Annotated in this window: 16 protein-coding genes; 11 read left to right on the top strand and 5 right to left on the bottom strand. The window is 73.2% G+C overall.

Features of this window, described 5'->3' with window-relative positions:
• Positions 1–105: 105 nt before the first annotated feature.
• Together ACZ6ZI_RS25685 and ACZ6ZI_RS25680 are read left to right on the top strand one after the other, a co-directional pair.
• On the top strand, positions 106–756 hold the full coding sequence (locus ACZ6ZI_RS25685) for a hypothetical protein (protein ID WP_469524538.1): 651 nt from the start codon (positions 106–108) through the stop codon (positions 754–756).
• Positions 757–915: 159 nt separating this feature from the next.
• A complete protein-coding gene (locus ACZ6ZI_RS25680; protein WP_469524536.1) occupies positions 916–1,698 on the top strand; it encodes a Mut7-C RNAse domain-containing protein in 783 nt (260 codons plus the stop codon).
• On the opposite strand, the gene ACZ6ZI_RS25675 is transcribed toward ACZ6ZI_RS25680, so the two are convergent.
• A complete protein-coding gene (locus tag ACZ6ZI_RS25675; protein WP_469524535.1) occupies positions 1,695–2,471 on the bottom strand; it encodes a helix-turn-helix domain-containing protein in 777 nt (258 codons plus the stop codon). The two genes, ACZ6ZI_RS25680 and ACZ6ZI_RS25675, sit on opposite strands and share 4 nt — an antisense overlap.
• Positions 2,472–2,695: 224 nt before the next feature.
• Here ACZ6ZI_RS25675 and ACZ6ZI_RS25670 point away from each other — a divergent pair, with 224 nt between their 5' ends.
• Genes ACZ6ZI_RS25670 through ACZ6ZI_RS25660 form a run of 3 tightly spaced genes read left to right on the top strand, consistent with a single transcriptional unit; the run spans position 2,696 to position 5,212 of the window.
• Positions 2,696–3,358 (top strand): DUF4097 family beta strand repeat-containing protein, encoded by a 663-nt coding sequence (locus ACZ6ZI_RS25670; protein ID WP_469524534.1) that lies wholly within the window; start codon positions 2,696–2,698, stop codon positions 3,356–3,358.
• 58 nt (positions 3,359–3,416) lie between these two features.
• A complete protein-coding gene (locus tag ACZ6ZI_RS25665) occupies positions 3,417–4,424 on the top strand; it encodes an ATP-binding cassette domain-containing protein (protein ID WP_469524532.1) in 1,008 nt (335 codons plus the stop codon).
• Positions 4,421–5,212, top strand: a complete 792-nt coding sequence (locus ACZ6ZI_RS25660; protein ID WP_469524530.1) for an ABC transporter permease — start codon at positions 4,421–4,423, stop codon at positions 5,210–5,212. The genes ACZ6ZI_RS25665 and ACZ6ZI_RS25660 overlap by 4 nt, the downstream gene beginning before the upstream one ends.
• Before the next feature lie 120 nt (positions 5,213–5,332).
• Here the strand turns inward: ACZ6ZI_RS25660 and ACZ6ZI_RS25655 are convergent, their stop codons facing one another.
• Entirely contained in the window at positions 5,333–5,851 is a 519-nt protein-coding gene (locus ACZ6ZI_RS25655) for a hypothetical protein (protein ID WP_469524528.1), read from the bottom strand.
• 128 nt (positions 5,852–5,979) lie between these two features.
• On the opposite strand from ACZ6ZI_RS25655, the gene ACZ6ZI_RS25650 reads away from it, so the two are divergent.
• The 3 genes from ACZ6ZI_RS25650 to ACZ6ZI_RS25640 all read left to right on the top strand — a co-directional run bounded on the left by ACZ6ZI_RS25650 (position 5,980) and on the right by ACZ6ZI_RS25640 (position 8,769).
• On the top strand, positions 5,980–6,312 hold the full coding sequence (locus ACZ6ZI_RS25650) for a YnfA family protein (RefSeq protein WP_363061485.1): 333 nt from the start codon (positions 5,980–5,982) through the stop codon (positions 6,310–6,312).
• 112 nt (positions 6,313–6,424) lie between these two features.
• Positions 6,425–7,192 carry an SDR family oxidoreductase gene (locus ACZ6ZI_RS25645; RefSeq protein ID WP_363061483.1) on the top strand — a complete coding sequence of 256 codons (768 nt, stop codon included), beginning with the start codon at positions 6,425–6,427 and terminating at the stop codon, positions 7,190–7,192.
• A 23-nt stretch (positions 7,193–7,215) separates the two neighbouring features.
• A complete protein-coding gene (locus ACZ6ZI_RS25640) occupies positions 7,216–8,769 on the top strand; it encodes a hypothetical protein (RefSeq protein WP_469524524.1) in 1,554 nt (517 codons plus the stop codon).
• Here the strand turns inward: ACZ6ZI_RS25640 and ACZ6ZI_RS25635 are convergent.
• Positions 8,766–9,440: a polysaccharide deacetylase family protein gene (locus ACZ6ZI_RS25635; protein ID WP_469524523.1), complete on the bottom strand. Its 675-nt coding sequence runs from the start codon at positions 9,438–9,440 to the stop codon at positions 8,766–8,768. The genes ACZ6ZI_RS25640 and ACZ6ZI_RS25635 overlap by 4 nt on opposite strands.
• 378 nt (positions 9,441–9,818) lie before the next feature.
• Positions 9,819–11,012, bottom strand: a complete 1,194-nt coding sequence (locus ACZ6ZI_RS25630) for an RtcB family protein (RefSeq protein WP_469524521.1) — start codon at positions 11,010–11,012, stop codon at positions 9,819–9,821.
• Between the two features lie 174 nt (positions 11,013–11,186).
• On the opposite strand from ACZ6ZI_RS25630, the gene ACZ6ZI_RS25625 reads away from it, so the two are divergent.
• The 3 genes from ACZ6ZI_RS25625 (at position 11,187) to ACZ6ZI_RS25615 (ending at position 14,549) form a co-directional block, all read left to right on the top strand.
• Complete coding sequence (locus ACZ6ZI_RS25625) at positions 11,187–12,131, top strand: DUF3558 domain-containing protein (RefSeq protein ID WP_469524519.1); 945 nt, start codon at positions 11,187–11,189, stop codon at positions 12,129–12,131.
• A gap of 136 nt (positions 12,132–12,267) precedes the next feature.
• A complete protein-coding gene (locus tag ACZ6ZI_RS25620; protein ID WP_469524518.1) occupies positions 12,268–13,074 on the top strand; it encodes a DUF3558 family protein in 807 nt (268 codons plus the stop codon).
• A 95-nt stretch (positions 13,075–13,169) separates the two neighbouring features.
• Entirely contained in the window at positions 13,170–14,549 is a 1,380-nt protein-coding gene (locus ACZ6ZI_RS25615; protein ID WP_469524516.1) for a DUF2637 domain-containing protein, read from the top strand.
• Positions 14,550–14,629: 80 nt separating this feature from the next.
• Here the strand turns inward: ACZ6ZI_RS25615 and lysS are convergent, their stop codons facing one another.
• On the bottom strand, positions 14,630–16,396 hold the full coding sequence (gene lysS, locus ACZ6ZI_RS25610; RefSeq protein ID WP_469524514.1) for a lysine--tRNA ligase: 1,767 nt from the start codon (positions 16,394–16,396) through the stop codon (positions 14,630–14,632).
• Positions 16,397–16,531: the final 135 nt, after the last annotated feature.

Raw genomic sequence — 16,531 nt, 5'->3', positions numbered from 1 at the left:
GCGGGCGTTTCACCGCGCCGCCGCGGGGGAGGTCACTGCCATGATGATCAGGCTGCGTGGCGGGGGCCGCGGGGCCGGGGCAGGCAATACGTGTCGGGTGGAGATATGCAACGCGGTGGTGGACCGGGCGAGGGTACGGACGGCCTCGACCCGCAGCGCGCCCGCGAAGCCCGTGAAGCCCGCCGTCGCGGCAAGCACCGGCGGCGAGCCGCCGAGGCCGCGGACCCCGTACCGGACATCACGCGCGCGTCGAGCGGTCGGCCCGACGGCGGCGAGGCCGCCGACGCACCCGAAGACGGCCTCCCCAGGGGTCGCGGCATGGGCGTGACCTACAAGTACTTCGGCGCCCCGGACGGGGCGACGGCCGCGCGCGTGCCCCAGACGATGCGCCCGGAGGAGCTCGGCGGCGACGAGCTCGGCATGGGCGGCATGTTCACCAAGATCAAGCCGGAGACGGTGGCCGCGATGGTCCTGACCGGCATCGAGGGCATACCCCTGCACAAGGTGCCCCCGCTGGAGCTCGTCGTCCTGCACCCCGACTACGCGGTGGTCAAGCTCCCCATGACGGTCGTCGACCCGCTGCGCGGGGTCGGCGAGGAGTCCGTCGGCGCGGCGGCCTTCATCTGGTCGACGGTCCCCGACCGGGGCGGCCCGCGCGACGCGTTCAACGTCTACCAGCTCCTGCACGAGTGGCAGGACTTCTCCCACCGCCTCCACGAGGCCGGCCACCAGCCCTACTGCCTGGTCTGGCCCTGACCCACGCCCGACGGACCGCCCCCGACACCGGGGCGGATCGGCCGGGCCCGCGCGGCGGGTGCCGGTCGGCCGCCGTCCGCCGGGCCTGCCGCCGGGGTCGTCGTCGCGGGGGGCGTAATTCGGCCGCGCCCGCCCGGGATCCGGTGGCATGCTGACCCCGTGAACGGTCCCGGTATTCAGCTCACCCTCGCCCCCGAACTGCGCCTCTTCGCCCCGCCCAGCCGGCGCGCGGACCGCGTACCGACCGCCACCGACGGCGCCTCCAGCCTCGGCCACGTCGTCGAGTCGGCGGGCGTCCCGCTGACCGAGGTCGGCCGGCTCCTCGTCGACGGCCGGGAGGTGCCGTTCTCCTACGTGCCCCTGGCCGGCCAGTCCGTCGAGGTGCTCGGCGTGGACCGCCCCCAGCGCGTGCCGGGTGTCCCGCTGCGCTTCCTCCTCGACGTCCACCTCGGCACCCTCGCCCGCAGGCTGCGCCTGCTCGGTGTCGACGCCGCCTACGACAACGAGGACCCGGGCGACCCCGCCCTCGCCACCCGCTCCGCCGCCGAGGACCGCGTCCTGCTCTCGCGCGACCGCGGACTCCTGCGCCGGCGCGAGATCTTCGCCGGCGCCTACGTCTACAGCGACAACCCCGACGAGCAACTGCGCGACGTCCTGGGCCGCTTCGCCCCCGCGCTCGCCCCCTGGACCCGCTGCACCGCCTGCAACGGGGCCCTGCGCGAGGCCGACAAGGACTCCGTCGGGGACCGGCTGGAGCACGGCACGCAGCGCTCGTACGACGTCTTCGCGCAGTGCGTCGCGTGCGAGCGCGTCTACTGGCGCGGCGCCCACCACGCCCGCCTGGAGCGCATCGTCCAGGAGGCGGTGGCCGAGTTCGGCGACGCGGCGGCGCGGGGATCGGACCGGGACCCGGACCGGGACCCGGACCGGGACTCGGCCTAGGGCCGGGACCGGGCCGGGGCGTCGGCCCCGGCGACCTCGGCGTCCGGCGCCGGCGCGGCCGTCCCGGACGTCGAGTAGAGGATCTCGCGCGCCTGTTCCGCGGAGCGGGTGATGCTCTCGGCGACGAAGTCGAGGAAGCGGGCGACGTTCTCCAGGCGGACGGCGGCCGGGGTGCCGGCGCCGAGGACCTGGGCGCCCTGCCGTGAGATCTCGACCTGCTGCACGAGGGAGCGGGCGCTGGCCAGCATCGACTGGTACCAGAGGTCCTCGTCGATGACGTACCGCTCGCGGCGGCGTTCGTCGCGTTCCCTGCGCACGAGGGACTGGCTCTCCAGGAACGCGATCGACTTGGAGACGGACGCCGGACTGACCTGGAGGCGCCGGACCAGTTCGGACGCGGTCATGCTGCCGGAGTCGGTGGTGAGCAGACAGACCATCACCCGCGACATCATCTTGGACAGGCCCGAGCCCATCATGACGGTGGTGTAGAGCTCCTCGTACTCCGCCACCGCCTCGGGATCGCGCCCGTGCGGCAGCACGACCGGCTCCGCCCCGGGGGTGGTGCCGGGCTTGCGGCGGTGGGCGCGCCGCTCGGTGGCGCGGTGGGCGAGGTCCGCGCGGTAGCCGGCGGGTCCGCCGTTGCGCATCACCTCGCGCGTGATCGTCGAGGTCGGACGCTCCAGGCGCCGGGCGATCTCGGCGTAGGGCAGGTCGTCGGCCAGCCCCAGCGCGATCTGCTGACGGTCCTTCTGGGTGAGCCTGCCGCCGGGCATCGCGCCCTCCTTCACATGTCGTCCGATGCCGCGAGCATAGCGTTCACGCTCATTTCATTGCAACATTCGATACTTTCGAGTTGCGTTCTTCGCAGAACCATCGCAACGATAATCGGCAGTTCACCTGCGATTATGCCTTTTCAGCGCAACAAGCATGTTGCCGATATTATGAACGCAACGTAGCTTTTCGTTCATCGGAAACAGCGAGTCGCAAGGAGAGCGCCATGCAGACCTTCCCCACCCCCACCCCGATCACCACCGCCCTGGACATCCCCGCCGGCCGCGTCCAGATCATCGCCGCCGACCGCGCCGACACCACGGTCGAGGTCCGACCCACCAACCCCTCCAAGGGCCGCGACGTCAAGGCCGCCGAGCAGACCTCGGTCGAGTTCGCCGACGGGGTCCTGCGGATCGCGGTCCCGGCGAAGAACCAGTACCTCGGCCCCTCCGGATCCGTCGAGGTCACCGTCCGACTGCCCGCCGGCTCCCGCGTCGAGGGCAAGGCGGCCAGCACCGAGTTCCGGGCCGTCGGCCGCCTCGGCGACATCGCCTTCGAGGGCGCCTACCGACAGATCAAGATCGACGAGGCCGCGAGCGTCGACCTCAGCGCCGTCGACGGCACCGTCGAGGTCGGCCGCCTGACCGGCCCCGCCCGGATCGCCACCACCCGGGGTGACATCCGCGTCGCCGAGGCCGGGCGCGGCACGGTCGTCCTGAACACGCAGCAGGGCGACATCTCGATCACCGCCGCCGCCGGGGTCTCGGCCTCGCTGGACGCCGGCACCGCCTACGGCCGCGTCGCCAACCACCTGCGCAACGACGGCGCCGCCGAGCTCGACATCCACGCGACCACCTCCTACGGCGACGTCACCGCCCGCAGCCTCTGACCCCCGGCCCCGGTACCCGGCCCGCCCCGCCCCGCAGCCTCCAGAAGGAGCACCTCCCATGACCAGCCCGTCCATCGCGGCACGCGGACTGCGCAAGTCCTACGGCGACAAGGTCGTGCTCGACGGCGTCGACCTGAGCGTGCCGACCGGCACGGTCTTCGCCCTCCTCGGCCCCAACGGCGCCGGCAAGACCACCGCCGTCAAGATCCTCTCCACCCTGATCCGCCCCGACGCCGGCGAGGTCCGCGTCGCCGGCCACGACCTCGCCGAGGACCCCCGCGCCGTACGCGCCGCGATCGGCGTGACCGGCCAGTTCTCCGCGGTCGACGGACTGATCACCGGCGAGGAGAACATGCTCCTCATGGCGGACCTGCACCACCTGCCCCGGCGCGAGGGACGCCGGATCACCGCCGAACTCCTGGAACGCTTCGACCTGGTGGAGGCCGCCAGGAAGCCCGCCGCCGGCTACTCCGGCGGGATGCGGCGCCGCCTCGACATCGCCATGACCCTGGTCGGCGACCCTCGCGTCATCTTCCTCGACGAGCCGACCACCGGCCTGGACCCGCGCTCCCGTCACAACATGTGGCAGATCATCCGCGAGCTCGTCTCCGGCGGCGTCACCGTCTTCCTCACCACCCAGTACCTGGAGGAGGCCGACCAGCTCGCGGACCGCATCGCCGTGCTCCACGGCGGCACCATCGCCGCCGAGGGAACCGCCGAGGAACTGAAGCGACTGGTCCCCGGAGGCCACGTACGCCTGCGCTTCACCGACCCCGTCGCCCACCGCGCCGCCGGCGCCGCCCTGCCCGGGGCGACCCGCGACGACGAGGCGCTGACGCTCCAGGTCCCCAGCGACGGCAGCCAGCGCGACCTGCGCTCCGTACTCGACCGGCTGGACTCCGTCGGCGTCGAGGCCGACGAACTGACCGTGCACACCCCCGACCTCGACGACGTGTTCTTCGCCCTGACCGGCTCCCCCGCGACCTCCGCGACCGCGCCGGCCCCCGCGACCGCCCCGACCGCCCCGACCGCCCCGACCGCCCAGCCGAAGGAGGCTGTCCGATGAGTGCCCTCTCCCTCGCCGTCCGCGACTCGTCCACGATGCTGCGCCGCAACCTGCTGCACGCCCGCCGCTACCCCTCGCTGACCCTGAACCTGCTGCTCACCCCGGTCATGCTGCTGCTCCTGTTCGTCTACGTCTTCGGCGGCACGATGAGCGCGGGCATCTCCGGCGGCAGCGGCGACCGCTCCGCCTACGTCGCCTACGTCGTCCCCGGCATCCTGCTGATGACCATCGGCTCCACCGTCATCGGAGCCGCGGTGTCCGTCGCCACCGACATGTCCGAGGGGATCATCGCCCGCTTCCGCACCATGGCCATCCACCGCGGATCCGTGCTCATCGGACACGTCGTCGGCAGCGTCATGCAGTCCGTCGCCAGTGTGGTCCTCGTCGGCGCCGTCGCCGTCGCCATCGGCTTCCGCTCCACGGACGCCACCGCCCTGGAGTGGCTCGCCGCGTTCGGCCTGCTGGTCCTGTTCGCCCTCGCCCTGACCTGGATCGCGGTCGGGATGGGCATGGTCAGCCCGAACGCCGAGGCCGCGAGCAACAGCGCCATGCCGCTGATCCTGCTGCCGCTGGTCTCCAGCGCCTTCACCCCGATCACGGCGATGCCGGGCTGGTTCCAGCCGTTCGCGAAGTACCAGCCCTTCACCCCCGCCATCGAGACCCTGCGCGGGCTCCTGCTCGGCACCGAGATCGGCCACAACGGGTGGCTCGCCCTCGGCTGGTGCCTGGTCCTCGCCGCGCTCGGCTACCGCTGGTCGACGGCCTCGTTCAACCGCGACCCGAAGTAGCCGCCGTGCGCCCGCGGGCCGCTCCCGCACCCCGTCCCACCCGGGGCGGCGTCCCCCGACACCACGTCGTGGACGCCGCCCCGTCGGCGTGTTCGGCCCGGCTCGGACATACGGCCCGGCTCAGAAGACGTACGCGTCCCCCGTGTCCAGCGCCAGCACCACGTGGTCGTTGTTCGCGAGGTCGCGGTCGGTCGCCCCGCCGTTCCACCAGGTGTCGATCCGCACCAGCACCTCCGCCGGCCGCTCCTCCAGCGCCAGCGCCAACCCGATGTGCCGGCCCCGCCCGTGCAGCGGCAGCGCGCCCGTCTCGCACACCACCTCCCGCGCCCCCGCCCGCGCGCACCCGTCGGCCAGCTCCTGCCGGTCCGCCAGGTCGGCGGACAGCCTCACCCGCACGGTCGCGTTGGCCAGCGCCGCCGGCCCCTCGTTCTCCGGCACCATCCACACCCGCAGCCGCCCCCGGTCCAGGGTCACCCGCCCGTGGTAGGCGACGTCGGCCTCCGGCCCCGCGCCCCGGCCGGACCCGGCGGCCCACGCGCCGCCCGGGGCCCACGACCCCGGGCCCGCCTGGGCGGCACAGGCCAGCGCCAGCAACCCCGCCACCACCACACCGCGTACGGCGCCACGGCGCACCGCCACCGTCACCACCTCCTGCTCGTGACCCTCGTGTCCTCGCGCGGACGCTAGGCCACCCACCCCTCCCTGCGGTCGGACCATCACACGAACGAGGGCGAGCCCACCCCCATTCGCCTGCGTACGCTGCCCCCATGCAGATCGCCCGCTCCGCAGCCCTCTTCGCCCTCGCCGCCCTCCTGGAGATCGGCGGCGCCTGGCTCGTGTGGCAGGGCGTCCGCGAACACAAGGGCTGGGCCTGGATCGGCGCCGGCGTCATCGCCCTCGGCCTCTACGGCTTCGTCGCCACCCTCCAGCCCGACGGCGACTTCGCCCGCGTCCTCGCGGCCTACGGCGGCGTCTTCGTCGCCGGCTCCCTCCTGTGGGGCGCGGTCGCCGACGGCTACCGCCCCGACCGCTGGGACGTCCTGGGCGCCCTCGTCTGCCTCGCCGGGATGGCCGTGATCATGTACGCGCCGCGCCGGTGACCGCGCCTATGCTGGCCGGGAATCGCCCGTACGAACGAACCACCGCGCGGCGCGACCCGTACGCCACCCCGTACGCCCGAACCGCGACACGACCGCACGAGGAGCCCCGCCCATGAGCACGCGCCCGGCCACCCGAACCGCCGTAGTCACCGGCGCGAGCAGCGGAATCGGCGCGGCCACCGCCCGCCAGCTCGCCGCCGCCGGCTACCGCGTCGTCCTCACCGCCCGCCGCAAGGACCGCATCGAGGCCCTCGCCGCCGAGCTGACGGACGCCGGACACCAGGCCGTCGCCCACGCCCTCGACGTCACCGACCGCGCCGCCGTCGACGCCCTCGCCGCCTCCCTCGACCGCTGCGACGTCCTCGTCAACAACGCCGGCGGAGCCATCGGCGCCGAGCCCGTCGCCACCGGCGACCCGGCCGACTGGCGCACGATGTACGAGGTCAACGTCATCGGCACCCTCCACGTCACCCAGGCGCTCCTGCCCGCCCTCACCGCCTCCGGCGACGGCACCGTGGTCGTGCTCTCCTCGACCGCCGGCCACTCCACCTACGAAGGCGGCGCCGGCTACGTCGCCGCCAAGAACGGCGCCCGCGTCCTCGCCGAAACCCTCCGCCTGGAGATCGTCGGACAGCCGGTCCGCGTCATCGAGATCGCCCCCGGCATGGTCAAGACCGAGGAGTTCGCCACCACCCGCTTCCGCGGCGACACCGAGAAGGCCGCCAAGGTCTACGCGGGCGTGGCCGAACCCCTCTCCGCCGACGACGTGGCCGACACCATCACCTGGGCGGTGACCCGCCCCAGCCACGTCAACATCGACCTCCTGGTGGTCCGCCCCCGCGCCCAGGCCTCGAACACCAAGGTCCACCGCGACCTCTGAACCACACGGAGCGGGGGGCCGGGATGCCGCACACGCGGTCAAGCGCACGCACACGTCCGCGCACGCGTTCGCGGGGCGCGGCGGCGAGGAACACCCTCCTCGCCGCGCTCCTCACCGCGGCGGCCTGCCTGGGCGCGCTCACCTCGGCCTCCGTCATGCCGTCCGGGCCGCACGGGCCGGACGTCGACCCGGACGCGCCCGCCCTGCGGCTCTGGCACCCCCGCACGACGTTCTTCGTCACCGCCGGGACCCCCTTCGAAACCCACCTGCGGGCCCCGCGCCACCGGGCCCTGCACGGCCTCGTCGCGACGTACGACCTCACCGCCCTCACCGGCCCGGTCCGCGTCCACGACCTCGCCCCCGGCTGCGCCGCCTCCCCCGGCCGGGTGCGCTGCGCCCTGCCGGCCGGCGGCCCCGACCGCGACGTCCTGCCCTTCGCCCTGACCCCGCTCACCCCCGCGGTCGGCGACGCCGGCTCGATCACCGCCCGCTTCACCGCCCCCGGGTACGCCCCCGTCACCCACGGCGCGCGCGTCCACCTCGGCCGCCCGCAGTTCCGGCTCCGGATCCACGGCGCCGCGCGGCTCCCCGCCGCCGAGGCCGCCGTCCCGCCCCCGATCACCCCGGCGTTCGTCGCCGGCGGCCCGCCGGCCCCCGGCCCGGTGCTGCTGCGCCTGACCCTCTCCGACCCGTCGGGTGACGGCGACCCGGCCACCGGCCCGCGCCTCGCGACCACCCACACCAACTGCGCCTACTCCCCCGACCGCCGCGAGGCCGCCTGCACCCTGCCCGGCCCCCCGGTCCCCGGACGGGCCTACGAGACCGACGCGCCGCTGCGCGCCGCGCCCGCCGACCGCGACGCCGCCCGGGGCGCGTACGCGTACGAGGTCACCCCCCTGGACACCGCCGCGGACGCGGACGCGGGGACGGAACCCGGCTGGACCCGGGGCACCGGCGCCCCCCTCGGCCTGAAGACCGTCGACGCCGACACCCTCGACCGCGACCGCGGATACGGCGAACCCGGCCGCATGCCCGTCGCCCCGGCCGCCTCGCCGGACACCGGAGCCTTCCTGGCCACCCCGCTGACCCTGCGGGGCCGGGTCGGCCAGTACGTCACGATCCCGCTCGCGTACGCGACGAACGTCCGCGTCGACCTGCCCGAAGGCGTCTCCTTCCAGCCGCCCGGGATCGGCTCCCACCCGTCCGAGGAGACGTACTGCGGCGTCCGGAGCTCACCCCCGACCCGCACCGGATCCTGCGGTGGCGACCGGGCCTACCTCACGGTGCGCATCGACCGCCGGGTCGAGGGCGCGGTCGGCCGGGTCCGGGCCCCGGCCGCCGGGCGGTCGGCGGCGCTGGAGCTCGTCCACACCGGCATCGCCCGCACGCCCGACGACGTCCTGGAGGCCCGCGCCACGCCCCAGGCCCCCCGGACCGGCCCGGCCACCTGGGCCGCCCTCGCGGCCCTGCCCACCGCCGGCGCCCTCGCCGTCGTCGTCGCCCCGCACGCGCGCCGACACCGCCGCGCCGCACGCCGCGCCGGGCCGCGCCTGGTGGGGCGTGGCCCGACGCCCTAGGAGACGTACCCGGCCGCCTTCAGGTGCGGCATCAGGGCCGCCGGCTTCAGCCCGGCGGCCTTCGCCGCGTCCAGGGCCCGCTGGAGGTCGGCCGCGAGCGTCGGCGTGAAGTGCAGCAGCACGATGTCCCCCGCCTTCAGCTGCGGGGTGGGCGGCGTCTGCCCCCAGGTGGTGAAGTCGTACGTCCAGGTGATCAGCGCCTTCACCCCGCAGGCCTTCGCCGCGAGCCGCACGTCGTCGTTGACGGCCCCGTACGGCGGCCTCAGCAGCTTCGGCGTCTTCCCGAAGGTCGCGGCGAGCCGCTCCCCGGCCCCGCACACCTCGGCGTCCTTGCCGGCGGCGTCGAGGGTGGTGAGGTCGGGGTGGTTCACGGTGTGGTTCTCGAAGGTGACGCGGCCCTGCTCGGCGAGGTCGGTGAAGTAGCCGGTGTCGTACGAGGTCGCGCCGGGCAGCAGGAACAGCGAGGCCGGCACCCGCTTCTCCCGCAGGATCCGGGCGGCCTCCGGATCGTGGTTCCAGCCGTCGTCGATGGTGATGAAGACGACCTTCTCCTGGGTCGGCACGTGCGACACGACGGGGGGCAACCCCACCCCCGCCCGCGCGGACCCGGCGGCCCCGAGAGCGAGCGACAACGACGCGAGCGCGGCGACGACCACGCGAGATCTCCACATGCCGCACACCCTGGTCTAGACCAACCCCCTCGTCAACCCCCGCCCAACAAGCGGAAGTTGCCCATTCCGCACCCGCCCGAGGCCCGTACGGGTGAATCCGCGCGGTGTGTCGACGGCCACGGACACGCTCCGGAAGCGTGAGCCGCGAAGAGGAGGAAGCCATGGCCGTGATGCGACACGAGACCACGATCGCGGAGGCCGCCGATCGACTCTCCAGGGAGCTTCCGGGACACCGAGTGGAGATTCTCCAGGGGAGGCTCACCGTGACACCACCCGCCGACGGGCGACATGCCCGCACCGCCCGGAAACGGAGGAGCCCGGACCGGGTACCGGTCCGGGCTCCTCCATCCCCCCGACAACCGCGCCACAGGACGCGGGTCAGCCCTTGACGCAGATGACCTGCTTGAGCTTGGCCACGACCTCGACCAGGTCGGTCTGCTGCTCGATGACCTGGTCGATCGACTTGTAGGCGGCCGGGATCTCGTCCACGACGCCGGAGTCCTTTCGGCACTCCACGCCCCGCGTCTGCTCCTCCAGGTCGCGCGCCGAGAACCGCTTCTTCGCCGCCGTACGGCTCATCCTGCGGCCCGCGCCGTGCGAAGCGGAGTTGAAGGCCTTCTCGTTGCCCCGCCCCTTCACGATGTAAGAGCCCGCGCCCATCGAGCCCGGGATGATCCCGTAGTCACCGCTGCCCGCACGGATGGCGCCCTTGCGCGTGACCAGCAGGTCCATGCCGTCGTAGCGCTCTTCCGCCACGTAGTTGTGGTGGCAGCTGATCTCCCGGCCGAAGGACACCTTCGCCTTGCGGAACTCCCGCCGGATGACCTCCTTGGACAGGCTCATCATCACGGCACGGTTGTACTTCGCGTACTCCTGGGCCCAGAAGAGGTCACTCCGGTACGCCCGCATCTCGGGCGTTTCCGCGAGGAACACCGCGAGGTCCCGGTCGACGAGGCCCTGGTTGTGCGTGAGGCCACGGGCGACGTTGATGTGGAAGTCCGCCAGCTCGTTCCCGATGTTCCGGGATCCCGAGTGCAGCATGATCCAAACGTCCCCGACGGTATCGACGCAAAGCTCCCAGAAGTGGTTTCCTTGGCCAAGGCTTCCCATCTGACGCAGCGCCCGCTCCCGCCGGAACTTCACGGCGTCGGCGACGTAGTCGAACCGCTCCCACAGGTCGCCGAAGCCGGACTCCGAAAACCCGTACAGCCGCGCCGGGTCCAGCGGCTCCCGGTGCATCCCCGCCCCCACCGGAATCGCCTGCTCGATCCGCGAGCGCAGCTTCGACAGGTCCCCCGGGAGGTCGTTGGCCGTCAGGGAGGTCTTCACCGCCGACATGCCGCAGCCGATGTCCACGCCGACCGCCGCCGGGCAGACCGCGTCCTTCATGGCGATGACCGAGCCGACGGTGGCGCCCTTGCCGTAGTGGACGTCAGGCATCACGGCCAGGCCCTTGATCCAGGGCAGGCCGGCCGTGTTCTGGAGCTGGCGCATCGCGCTGTCCTCGACCGACGCGGGATCGGTCCACATCCGGATCGGGACCTTCGCCCCGGGTACCTCTACATACGACATAAGGAGTCAATCCCCCGAAAACCAAAGAAAAGTCTGATTACGCAAAAGCCTCGCTCATCGCCCCAAAGCAGACAGGGAACCGGCGCCGGCACCAGCGCGTGCGATAGACATTGTGTCCATCCGTGCCCAAGTCGCGGCAACGGATTTTCCCGAGGGAACCAAGGGAGCCAAGGCGTGCCAGTGGACGTGGAGCGGCGCAGGGCGGTACGACACAGGGTGCTGCCCGGCGTCGCGATGCTCACCGCGCTCGTGGCCGGAGCGACCGGCCTCACCGGATGCACCGACGGCGGCGGCATCGGGGGCACCGGCGACGCCAAGGGCGGCGCGAGCACCGCCACCCCGGCCCAACCGGGCAAGTACCGCAGCCTGCCGCAGCCCTGCAAGGCCGCCGACGGCAAGCGGCTGCGCGCCATGCTCCCGGCCGCGGACTCCCTGACCACCGAGGAGCGCGACAAGCTCTACGCGGGCACCGCGGACGCCTCCTTCGACGGCGACCGCAAGGTGGGCTGCCGGTGGAACGCGCAGGGCCCCGAGGGCACCCTGCTGCTGTCCGTCCAGTTCGAGCGGGTCGTCTCCTACGACCGCGCCGCGATGAGCGACGACGACAAGGCCCGCCAGGTCTACGTCAGCCGCCTGACGGCCGCCCACCTGCCCTCCCCCGGACCGACGACGAGCCCCGGCGCGCCCGCGTCCTCCTCCGCGCCGGCCCCGGGCGCCCCGCCCGCCTCCGGCACACCCGCACCGCCGGCCTCCCCGGCCGCCTCCTCCACGCCCCCCGCGTCGCCCCCGCCGGCCGAACCGTCCGGAGCCCCCTCGGGCGCGCCCTCCGCCCCCGCGTCGGGCTCCCCGTCCACCTCCCCCACCGCCCCGCCCGAGCTCGGCTCCCGTGTCCTGGAAGGGCTCGGGAACGAGGCCTTCCTCGACGACAAGCTGAGCGCGGCGGGCGCCACCGCCGCGCAGGCGCGCACGGTGCGGATCGTGTTCCGTACCGCGAACGTCATCGTCACCGTCGAGTACAGCGTCCAGCCCACCGCCGCGGGAACGGTCCCGCCGAGCGCGGAAACGCAGGACGGGGCGCTGGAGTTGGCGGAGGCCCTCGCCGAGCGATTCAACGAGTAGCGGGCCCGCCGGCGGGTGCCGTGGGGGCCGATCGTGACGGCGCGCACAGCAGGCCGCCACCCGATCGGGCTACCGTTGCTCGGGTCCCGCGCCCGAAACGCGCCCCGCAAGAAGACCCCAACCGTCTGAAGGAACCATGCAGCGATCTGCCTCGCGCCTCACCCGCGTCCTCGCCTGTGCGGCCGTCCCGGTGATCCTCACCGTCGCCGGCTGCTCGTCCGATTCGGGGAAGGGCTCGGGCTCGGACTCCGCCAAGAAGTCCGGGTCCTCCTCTTCTTCCTCCCAGCCCAGCTCGAAGCCCTCGGCCGTGCTGGAGAAGGTGGCGTTCGCGAAGCTGCCCGACCCCTGCAAGGCGGTCGCGTCGAAGACCATCGACTCGCTCGTCCCGGAGGCGAAGGAGAAGAACGGTACGGCGGCCAAGTCGAACGACCTCGCCAACCGCGCCAGCTGCTCCTGGAACGGCCTCGACACCGACGGCGCGAAGGGTTCGCAGTACCGCTGGCTGTCCGTCTCGCTGGTCCGCTACGACTCGCACGCCTCGCTCGGCAGCGGCAACAAGCGGGCCGAGGAGCAGTACAACAAGCAGGTCGAGACCGCGAAGACCGCCGAGGGCGCGCAGAACGTCAAGGCCGAGCAGGCCGGCGGCATAGGCGACCAGGCCACCTCGGTGACCTTCGGCGTCAAGAAGGACGTGGACTTCGCCAACACCACGATCGTGGCCCGCACCCAGAACGTCGTGATCACGGTGGACTACAACGGTGCCGCCTACGAGGGCGCCGGCGCCCCGGACGCGGCGAAGCTGCTCCAGGACGCGATCGCCGCGACGAAGGAGGCCGTGACCTCCGTCGGCAGCGCCGCCGACCAGCCCGCCGGAGCCCCGTCGGGCTCCGCCGCCCCGTCCGGCTCCGCCTCGGCCTCGTCCTCTGCCTCGCCGCAGCAGTAACACCCTTGGGGGGCCTACGGGAAGAGCGGCTTCCGGTCACCCGTACGCTGTGCCTGCCATAGCTCGACAAGGGGAGGGGACCGCGGGTGGCCGCGATGCAGCTGACTCGTACGCACCGGATACTCATCGGCGTCGTGGTCGCCGGTGCCGTGGTCATCGCGGGCATCGGCTTCGCCGGTTCGTATGCCGCGGTACGGGCGTTGGCCCTGCAGAAAGGCTTCGGCAGTTTCTCGCTGGTGTTCCCGATCGGTATCGACGCGGGCATCTGCGTACTGCTGGCGCTGGACCTGCTGCTGACGTGGATCCGGATCCCCTTCCCGCTGCTGCGCCAGACGGCGTGGCTGCTGACGGCGGCGACGATCGCGTTCAACGGCGCCGCCGCCTGGCCGGATCCGCTCGGTGTCGGCATGCACGCCGTGATCCCGGTCCTGTTCGTGGTCACGGTGGAGGCGGCGCGGCACGCCGTGGGCCGGATCGCGGACATCACCGCGGACCGGCACATGGAGGGGGTGCGGATCACCCGTTGGATCCTCTCCCCCGTGCCGACGTTCAAGCTGTGGCGGCGGATGAAGCTGTGGGAGCTGCGCTCCTACGAGCAGGCCGTCGTCATGGAGCAGGACCGGCTGATCTACCAGGCGCGGCTCCAGGCCCGCTACGGGCGGGCCTGGCGGCGCAAGGCGCCGGTGGAGGCGTTGATGCCGCTGCGGCTGGCCCGGATCGGTGTGCCGCTCGCGCAGACGGCTCCCGAGGGGCTGGCGGCGGCGGGCATCGACCCGGTCCTGCTGCCGCCGGTGCGCAAGGCTCCCGCCGCGACCGCGGCCGCGACCGCGGCCGCGGCCCTGCCGGCCGCCGAGGCGCCGGACACGACGGACGCCGCCCACGCCGCGGACGCCCCGGTCGCGCCGGTCGCCCCGGTCGCCCCGGTCGCGCCGCGAGCCGACGACGGGGCCCCCGACCCGCAGCCCCTGCCGGCCCAGGCCCGGATCCCGTCCCAGGCCCAGGCTCCGGCCCAGGCCCAGGCTCCGGTCGCCCCGGCCCCCGCCCCCGGCGTCCACGCCCCCGCGCCGTTCGCCGTGGACCCCACGGCCATGCCCGCGGCCCACGACAGCGCCTGGTTCGCCGGTCCGCTGGACCCGAAGGCGGCGTACGAGGGCGGGTACCACCCGGAGCCGGTCGAGGAGGGCCCCGCGCCGCGGCCGACCCCGGACGCGGACCGGCCGCAGGGGGCCGAGGGGCCGCGGGGGGCCGAGGACGTCGACTCGATCGACGACGCCCGGTTCACCGAGGCGGCGTACGAGGTGTTCCGTACGTACATCGAGGAGAACGGCAAGGTCCCGAGCCCCGAGCAGGTCGACATATACCTCTCGGACCGTCACGGCATCGCGCACCCGCGCAGCTTCTCGACCATCTCCCGGCTGATGCCGGAGCTGAAGCAGCGCTACCAGCGTGACCTGGAGAACGAGCACATCGCCTAACCGACCCCGGCGCCGGCGCCACGCGCGCGGAAGGGCCCGCACCCCTGAGGGGTGCGGGCCCTTCCTCACGTCACCGGCGGCTACGCGGCCAGCAGCTTGCGGACGCGGTCCGCGCCGACGGCCAGCAGCAGCGTGGGCAGGCGCGGTCCGGTCTCCCGGGTCACCAGGAGGCGGTAGAGCAGGGCGAAGAACTCGCGCTGCGCGACCTTCAGCTCCGGGGTCGGCTTGGCGTCGGGCTCCAGGCCCGCCATCACCTTCGGCACGCCGTAGACGAGGGTGGTGAGCCCGTCGAGCGACCAGTGGGAGTCCAGGCCCTCCAGGAGCAGCCGCAGCGACTCGCGGCCGTTGTCGTCGAGGGAGGACAGCAGCTCCGTGTCGGCCTCCTCGCGGACGAGGGTGCGCTGGTCGGCCGGGACCTGGCTGGTGATCCAGTTCTCGGCGCGGTCCAGGCGCGGGCGGACCTCGTCGAGGGAGGTCAGCGGGCTCTGCGGGTCCAGGTCGCTGAGGATGCGCAGGGTCTGCTCGTCGTGCCCGGCGGTGATGTCGACGACCGACGCGAGCGTGCGGTACGGCATCGGCCGCGGGGTGCGGGGCAGTTCGTGGGAGGCGACGCGGACGGCGCGGGTGTGCGCGGCGGCGTCGGCCGGCAGCACGGAGCCGTCGGCGACCTTGGCCTCCAGCTTGTCCCACTCGTCGTAGAGCCGCTGGATCTCCTGGTCGAAGGCGATCTTGAACGACTGGTTGGGGCGGCGGCGCGCGTACAGCCAGCGCAGCAGCTGCGGCTCCATGATCTTCAGGGCGTCGGCCGGGGTCGGCACGCCGCCCTTGGAGGAGGACATCTTGGCCATGCCGCTGATGCCGACGAAGGCGTACATCGGGCCGATCGGCTGCTCGGCACCGAAGAGGTGCACGATCTGGCCGCCGACCTGGAAGGACGAGCCCGGGGAGGAGTGGTCGACGCCGGAGGGCTCGAAGATCACGCCCTCGTAGGCCCAGCGCATGGGCCAGTCGACCTTCCAGACGAGCTTGCCGCGGTTGAACTCGGACAGCTTGACCGTCTCGGTGTGCTCGTCCTCGGTGCAGACGTAGGTCAGCTCGGTGGTCTCGTCGTTGTACGAGGTCACCTTGGTGAAGTCCTTGTTGCACTCCGCGCAGTACGGCTTGTACGGGAAGTACTCCGCGCCCTCGGCGCTGCCGTCGTCCTCGCTCGCCGCGCCGGAGCCCTCGGCGGCTTCCAGCTCGGCCTCGTCGGCCGGCTTCTGCTGGGGCTTCTTGCCGGGCTTCTGCTTGGTGCGGTACTGGGCGAGGACGGCGTCGATGTCGCCGCGGTGCTTCATCGCGTGCAGGATCTGCTCGCGGTAGGCGCCGGCCAGGTACTGCTCGGTCTGGCTGATCGGGTCGTACTCGACGCCGAGCTCGGCGAGCGCCTCGACCATGGCGGCCTTGAAGTGCTCGGCCCAGTTCGCGTACGCGGAGCCCTCGGGGGCGGGTACGGCGGTCAGCGGGCGGCCGATGTGCCGGGCGTGGGACTCCTCGCTGACGCCGGGGATGCCCTTGGGCACCTTGCGGTAGCGGTCGTAGTCGTCCCAGGAGATCACGTGCCGGACCTCGAAGCCCCGGCGGCGGATCTCGTCCGCGACCAGGTGCGGGGTCATGACCTCGCGGAGGTTGCCCAGGTGGATGGGGCCGGAGGGCGAGAGTCCGGACGCGACGACGACAGGTTTGCCGGGTGCTCGGCGCTCCGCCTCAGCGATGACCTCGTCCGCGAAACGGGAGACCCAGTCGGTCTCGGTGCTGCTCTGAGCCACGACACGTCCTTCTATCTCGAAATGCTGGCTGTCCGCCATTCTCCCAGACGGAAGCGGGCCCTCGGAGGTTGCCCGCGCGCACCGGACCGCCGTGTGCCGCCCGCCGTCGGGCGACCGTAAATCCCGGAATGTGGACAGGCCCCCCATGGGATACTCGACACTCACCAACCGACT

The organism is Streptomyces sp. NPDC103540, assembly GCF_055584445.1.
Note: the sequence above shows the minus strand (reverse complement) of the source record. Positions and strands in the feature narration are given on the sequence as shown.

Coding starts and splice junctions, on each gene's coding strand:
- ACZ6ZI_RS25685 (WP_469524538.1), top strand. CDS start 106: ATGCAACGCGGTGGTGGACCGGGCGAGGGTACGGACGGCCTCGACCCG.
- ACZ6ZI_RS25675 (WP_469524535.1), bottom strand. CDS start 2,471: ATGCCCGGCGGCAGGCTCACCCAGAAGGACCGTCAGCAGATCGCGCTG.
- ACZ6ZI_RS25670 (WP_469524534.1), top strand. CDS start 2,696: ATGCAGACCTTCCCCACCCCCACCCCGATCACCACCGCCCTGGACATC.
- ACZ6ZI_RS25665 (WP_469524532.1), top strand. CDS start 3,417: ATGACCAGCCCGTCCATCGCGGCACGCGGACTGCGCAAGTCCTACGGC.
- ACZ6ZI_RS25660 (WP_469524530.1), top strand. CDS start 4,421: ATGAGTGCCCTCTCCCTCGCCGTCCGCGACTCGTCCACGATGCTGCGC.
- ACZ6ZI_RS25650 (WP_363061485.1), top strand. CDS start 5,980: ATGCAGATCGCCCGCTCCGCAGCCCTCTTCGCCCTCGCCGCCCTCCTG.
- ACZ6ZI_RS25645 (WP_363061483.1), top strand. CDS start 6,425: ATGAGCACGCGCCCGGCCACCCGAACCGCCGTAGTCACCGGCGCGAGC.
- ACZ6ZI_RS25640 (WP_469524524.1), top strand. CDS start 7,216: ATGCCGCACACGCGGTCAAGCGCACGCACACGTCCGCGCACGCGTTCG.
- ACZ6ZI_RS25635 (WP_469524523.1), bottom strand. CDS start 9,440: ATGTGGAGATCTCGCGTGGTCGTCGCCGCGCTCGCGTCGTTGTCGCTC.
- ACZ6ZI_RS25630 (WP_469524521.1), bottom strand. CDS start 11,012: ATGTCGTATGTAGAGGTACCCGGGGCGAAGGTCCCGATCCGGATGTGG.
- ACZ6ZI_RS25620 (WP_469524518.1), top strand. CDS start 12,268: ATGCAGCGATCTGCCTCGCGCCTCACCCGCGTCCTCGCCTGTGCGGCC.
- ACZ6ZI_RS25615 (WP_469524516.1), top strand. CDS start 13,170: ATGCAGCTGACTCGTACGCACCGGATACTCATCGGCGTCGTGGTCGCC.
- lysS (WP_469524514.1), bottom strand. CDS start 16,396: ATGGCGGACAGCCAGCATTTCGAGATAGAAGGACGTGTCGTGGCTCAG.